Raw genomic sequence first — 4,708 nt, forward strand, 5'->3', positions numbered from 1 at the left:
CGAACGGCCTCCAGCGGCCCTTTCTATCGTTCCGCGTGCCTCCGAGGGGGCCTTTTTCCCTGGGGAATCCGGCCTTCGGCGGGACGGGCGCCGGGCCGTGTGCCCGGCCCCGTGCCCATCCTGCGACGTCAACGGGGCTTCGCGCAGACGAACCCGCAGACGAACCCGCGGACGGGTCCGAGCCGAGGGCGGGTCAGAGCGCCGCGAGCTCGGCCAGCACCGCCGCCGTGTCGGCCGGGCGGGAGAACATCGGCCAGTGCCCGGTGGGCAGTTCGCGCAGCTCCCAGTTCGGCCCGTCGAGCCCGGCGAACCACGGGTGGCCGGCCGTGATCATCGCCTGCACCTGGGCGAGCGGGAAGGAACAGGTCACCAGTGCCTGCGGCAGCGCGGCCGAGGCGCCCGTCAGCCGCAGCCGGTCCCGGTACGCCCCGGCCGGTTGCGGGGTGGCCCGCTCGCGGATCCGGGCGAGCGCGGCCTCGTCCAGGCCCTCCACACTGGCGCCGTCGGCGGCGAGGTCGGCCCAGGAGGGCATCGGGAGGCGGCCGTCGACCACCGAGGCGTCGGCCGCCGCGCGGTGGTCGGGCTGCCAGAGGTCGTACAGCGAACCACCGTCGATCATCGGGCCGCTGTCCAGGTAGACCACCCGGCGGATCCGCTCCGGCATCCGGTCCGCGATGCCGCCGGCCGGGGCGCAGGCGCCGCTGTGCGCGACCAGCACCACCTCCCACAGGTCCTCGCGGACCAGCAGGTCGGCCAGCGCGGCGATGTGCTCCGCCAGCCCGATCGGCTCGGCCTCGCCCGCGCGCTCCGCCAGCCCGGGCAGCGTCACGGGGTGGACGGTGTGCCCGTCGGCGCGCAGCGGCCCGGCGACCTCCTCCCAGGCCCAGGCGCCGAGCCAGAAACCGGGGACCAGTACGAACGTGCTCATGGTGGATCGCTCCTCGCGGTCGGGCGGGATCTCCGTCGCCGACGACCCTAGGGCGTGTCGTCAAACCCCCGCCTGCGCGCCGACGCTGGGGCACGCACCTCGCCGCGTTGTCGTCGGTCGCCGATGCTCCGCATGGACTCCCTCCTCCGCCTTGCGATGCACGCACCCCAGCGCCGCCACGCCCGCCCTCCGGGCGGACGACGGGGGTTTGACGACACGCCCTAGGACCGACCCCGGCCGGACTTCGCCCGGATTTTCGCCCGGATTACTGAGCGACCGGGCCCGGGGAGTCGCACTCCCCGGGCCCTCGGACAAGCGGACGTCCGGACACCCGGACGGGTCAGGCCTGGCCCTCGGCCGCCTGCTCCTGCGCCACCTTGCGCTTCACCTCGGCCATGTCCAGCTTCCTGGCCTGGCCGATCAGGTCCTCGAACACCGACTCCGGCAGCGCACCGGCCTGCGAGAAGACGAGCACGCCCTCACGGACGATCGCCAGCGTGGGGATCGACTGGATCCCGAACGCGGAGGCCAGCTCCTGCTGCGCCTCGGTGTCCACCTTGGCGAAGACGAGGTCCGCGTGGCGCTCGGCCGCCTTCTCGTACACCGGGGCGAACTGGCGGCACGGCCCGCACCACCCGGCCCAGAAGTCGATGAAGACGAAGTCCTGGCCCTCCGGGCCCGGGACGATGTCGTCGAAGTTCTCCTTGGTCAGCTCGACCGTGCTGCTCATCTCGCGATTCCTTCCCTTCCGGAGGCGGCGCTGCCGATCACGTGCTCGCGACAACCGTGCGCCCCGACGGGGTATTCCGGAGCCGCCCGCCGGTGGCCGCCTCTGCCAGCAGCCCCCCGCCGGTTCAGCGCCCGGGCGCCGCTCACGGCGTGGAGCGGAAACCCCACGGGTGGGAGACCTCGTACGCCGCCAGCCGCTCGATCCGGGCCGGCCCCTGCACGCCGGGCCAGCGCGGGTTCGGCGTGCCGTCGCCGGTCAGGTGCTCCCGTCGCCAGACGCCGTTCCAGCCGACCCGCAGGGCGGGTTCGAAGCTGTGCCACCGTCCGCACGGGCACGGCTGCCGTACCCAGGCGCAGGTCCGGCAGAGTTCGGCCAGGCCGTGGCCGGTCGAGCGCGACAGCACCGGCCCCTCGTCCCCGCAGGCCGGGCAGCCGTGCAGTTCGACGCCGTCCAGCAGCGCGTTCTGCCGCCGGACGTAGTCGGGCAGCCGCAGCGGCGGGTGGAGGAAGGGGTCCGCCCGCCAGGCCGCGTCCGGTGCGCCCCACCAGGGGCGGTTCCACCACACCGGCTCGGTCGGTTGCCGCCGCCCGGCCCGCTTCTCCGCCCGGCGCCGCGCCTCGTACTCCCGCGCCCCGGCCAGCCACAGGACCCGCGCCTCGTGCAGCTCCTCCACGGCCCGCACCAGCGAGTCCGGGTCGGTCTCCATCAGCCGGGGCATCCGGGCGCTGAGCGTGAGGTGGTGGTAGGTGGCCCGGAAGCCGTACGGCGCGAAGCAGGTCAGGCAGGTCCGCAGGGCGTTGAGCCGCCGGCGCACCGGCAGCCGCTCGTCGTGCACCCGGGCCCGGTGGGTCAGGAAGCTGGTCACGGCTGCCCCGCGGCGACATCGAGGGCCGGCTGCATGCGTATCACCGGGCGATCATGCCGGACGGCCCGCCGGTCCGGCCAAGGCATTACCCCGCGTCCGCCGCGATCCGGGCCAGGACCCGGCCGCAGCGCCGGGCGAAGGCCCGCTGCGCGAGCGGCAGCAGTGGCCCCGCCAGCCGGGCGTACCGGGCGACCGGACGGCTGAAGGCGGTCACGCTGAACCAGACCGCCCCGTCCGCCTCCAGTTCGACCAGGAACGTTTCTTCGCCGCACGCCAGATGGCCGGCCCGGGTGCCGTAGGTGAAGCCGTACCGGTCCGGGCCGTCGACGGTGGCCAGCACCCGGTTGGGGGCGCCGGCCCGGAGCGGGCCGACGCCGATCGCGCAGTGCACGGCGACGCCGGGGGCGGCCCGGTCCGCGTCGGCGTCGATCCGCACGCCGGCCAGCCGGTGCATCCGCCAGCCGAGCAGGGCGGCCCCGGCCACCTCCAGGGCGGGGCGGCCCCGGCCGACGAGCGCCCGGTGCCGCAGGTGGCGGTACCCGCCGGGCAGGTGGCCGGTGGCGCTGGCGCCCTGCTCCGGGTAGCTGAGGTCGGTCATCGGTGGTCCTCCGTGGTGGTGATCCGGCGCCAGGCGAGCAGCGAGCAGAGCGCGAACCCGAGCGCGTTGCCGACGCCGTGGGTGGCGGCCATCCAGGCCAGGGTGGGGTGGGGGAGCCCGGACGCCTGGCCGAGGGCCCACCACAGGGCGAGCAGCATGGTGAGGGCGAGGACGGCCGAGGAGGCGGTGAGCAGCCGGGCGGTGACCGGGTCGGCGGCGCGCGGCCGCAGGTCGCGCCAGGTGACCAGGCCGACCAGCCACATCCCGGTGGTGAGCACGCAGGCCCCGGCGAACTGGACCCAGGCGCCGAGGAAGTACCCGGCGAGCACCAGCAGCGTCCCGGCCGGCACGCTGAGCGCGGCGCAGCGGGCGGCGCCGGAACCCGCCCGGGTGCTGCGGCAGACCAGCCCGGCGACGAGGGCGGCGGTGAATCCGGCGTAGTGGAAGTGCGGGACGGTCAGCGCCAGGACGTGCGGTTCGAAGCCGAACAGCGGGTAGCCGGAGCGCTCGGCGACCAGGGCGGTGCCGGCCACCGCCGGGGCGGCGAGCGAGGTGAGGACGGCGAGTTCGGCGGGCGCGAGCGAGCGGGTCCGGCGCAGCCGCAGCGGTGCGTGGAGGGCGACGGCCAGGGTGCCGAGCGCGTAGAGGGCGGCGCTGCCGGTGGCGAGGCCGCCGCGCGGGAGCCAGAGCGAGAGCGCGCCGGGGACGGCGGCGAGCGGCCAGAGCCGGCGGACGCGGGCGAGGCCGGGTTCGCCGATCAGGGCGAGGCCGAGCGGGACGACGGCGCCCATGCCGAGCAGGACCAGCAGGTTCACCAGCTCCGTCGTGCCCTTGCCCATGCCGGAAGCACCTCCTTGAACGTGTTCAAACCTTGGTCGTGGACGACTCTACGCCGCAGAGTTGAACGCGTTCAACTTGCTTCTGGTCCGCCTGCCCTGGTGTTCACGGTGGGTGCGGCGCACTCTGGAGGAGTAACCGGAGGAGTAATCGATGGAGGTGATCCGCCATGCAGACTCTGGTCGGTTGGCACATCGAGATGGAGTTCCGCGAGGACGGCCCGCGCACGACCGCCGCGGCCATGCTGCGGCTGCGCGACGGCAGGGAACTACGGGCCCACGGCTACAGCAGCCGCCACCCCTCGGACCCGGAACAGCTGCGGGTCGGCGAGGAGATCGCGGGGGCCAGAGCCCTCAACGACCTGGCCTCGCAGCTGCTCACCAAGGCCCACGGCGAGATCCAGGAGGTCAGCCCGGTCCCGACCCACCCGCTGACGTGAGCGCCCCGCACCCGGACGGCGGCCACGCCGGCGGCCGGGCGCACCGTCCGCGCATCCCGCTGATCTGCCCGCGCTGCGGGCACGAACAGCGGGTCGTGCCCGGCGGCCCCGACCGGTCGGTCAGGGTCGTGCACGTGGCGACGGGCCGGGAGGCGTGCGAACCCGGGGACCTGGCGAAGGCGCCGGACGACGGGCCCTGAGAGCGGTCCCCGGCAGCGCGAACGCTTCACCACGCGAACGGCGCCGGGGGGCGGGGGAAGCCGTGTGCCGGCCCCCGTCCCCCGCGCCACCCAAGCTCCCCACCAGATTCA

7 protein-coding genes are annotated in these 4,708 nt (G+C 75.1%); 2 read left to right on the forward strand and 5 right to left on the reverse strand.

The genetic code is table 11. The annotated features are described in order from the left end of the window. Window positions 1–193: 193 nt before the first annotated feature. From ACFVX9_RS18645 to ACFVX9_RS18665, 5 genes are all read right to left on the reverse strand, one after another. Complete coding sequence (locus ACFVX9_RS18645; RefSeq protein WP_380560601.1) at window positions 194–928, reverse strand: alpha/beta fold hydrolase; 735 nt, start codon at window positions 926–928, stop codon at window positions 194–196. Window positions 929–1,268: 340 nt separating this feature from the next. Beyond that, a complete protein-coding gene (locus tag ACFVX9_RS18650; protein WP_380380810.1) occupies window positions 1,269–1,712 on the reverse strand; it encodes a thioredoxin family protein in 444 nt (147 codons plus the stop codon). Between the two features lie 88 nt (window positions 1,713–1,800). Then, window positions 1,801–2,523, reverse strand: a complete 723-nt coding sequence (locus ACFVX9_RS18655) for a hypothetical protein (protein WP_380380808.1) — start codon at window positions 2,521–2,523, stop codon at window positions 1,801–1,803. An 85-nt stretch (window positions 2,524–2,608) separates the two neighbouring features. Next, window positions 2,609–3,121: a DUF1990 domain-containing protein gene (locus ACFVX9_RS18660; RefSeq protein ID WP_363371254.1), complete on the reverse strand. Its 513-nt coding sequence runs from the start codon at window positions 3,119–3,121 to the stop codon at window positions 2,609–2,611. Beyond that, complete coding sequence (locus ACFVX9_RS18665) at window positions 3,118–3,960, reverse strand: YndJ family protein (RefSeq protein WP_380380805.1); 843 nt, start codon at window positions 3,958–3,960, stop codon at window positions 3,118–3,120. Before ACFVX9_RS18665 ends, ACFVX9_RS18660 begins: the two co-directional genes overlap by 4 nt. 167 nt (window positions 3,961–4,127) lie before the next feature. Between ACFVX9_RS18665 and ACFVX9_RS18670 the strand changes: the two genes are divergently transcribed. Beyond that, a complete protein-coding gene (locus tag ACFVX9_RS18670) occupies window positions 4,128–4,397 on the forward strand; it encodes a DUF1876 domain-containing protein (RefSeq protein ID WP_063346968.1) in 270 nt (89 codons plus the stop codon). Beyond that, window positions 4,394–4,597 (forward strand): hypothetical protein, encoded by a 204-nt coding sequence (locus ACFVX9_RS18675; RefSeq protein ID WP_380380803.1) that lies wholly within the window; start codon window positions 4,394–4,396, stop codon window positions 4,595–4,597. Before ACFVX9_RS18670 ends, ACFVX9_RS18675 begins: the two co-directional genes overlap by 4 nt. Window positions 4,598–4,708: the final 111 nt, after the last annotated feature.

The sequence above is a fragment of the Kitasatospora sp. NPDC058243 genome, from assembly GCF_042882025.1.
Taxonomy (GTDB): domain Bacteria; phylum Actinomycetota; class Actinomycetes; order Streptomycetales; family Streptomycetaceae; genus Kitasatospora.